Here is a 540-nt window from a genome sequence, read left to right as displayed (position 1 = left end):
GCCCAGCGCACCAAAGAGCCGCACCACCACTTCGGCATCAGCGACCCGCCGGCCAGCCTCCACCCGAGACACGGTCGGCTGCGGAACCCCCGCCCGCGTAGCCAGCTCCACACCAGACAGACCAGCGGCTGACCGTAGCCACCGCAACTCGCGGCCGATCTGCCGCAGTTGCTCGTCTTCCATGACCGAGCGTTCCACCATCTCCACGAGGACGACGAGTGACTACGGGTTGCGTCCACGGTCGATCGAAGTCGGGTGGTAAGAGGATCTACTGGTGTTGGTGAATAAGGCTTTGGGGAGCATGATCATTATCAGCTGCTCGTCGCGGCTGGGCGGGCGGGTTTCCTGGAAGCGGATCCGCGAGTCGAGTTGGGCTATTGGCTTCGTTCGCGAGAACGGGTTCTGGCGCACCTTCCGTGAAGGGTCTTGAAGTCTCGCGACTGGGCAGCGGTCACCTGTCGACTGACCAGCATCAACACCGCGCAGCCGGAACTGGTTGAGTCCACCGCCGAGTTCGTTCACGGAATGTGTGCCAGACCG

The 540-nt window shown here is 63.3% G+C and carries 1 protein-coding gene; it reads right to left on the bottom strand.

Annotated elements, in window-relative coordinates; all coding sequences use genetic code 11:
* Positions 1–201 (bottom strand): helix-turn-helix domain-containing protein (locus HKK72_RS39545; RefSeq protein ID WP_261987648.1); only part of this gene is annotated, 201 nt, incomplete at its 3' end.
* Positions 202–540: the final 339 nt, after the last annotated feature.

Origin of the sequence: Actinomadura sp. HBU206391, assembly GCF_014323665.1 — a bacterium.
GTDB lineage: Bacteria > Actinomycetota > Actinomycetes > Streptosporangiales > Streptosporangiaceae > Actinomadura_C.
The sequence above is the reverse complement of the archived record's forward strand: the minus strand, read 5'-3'. Positions and strand labels throughout refer to the sequence as shown.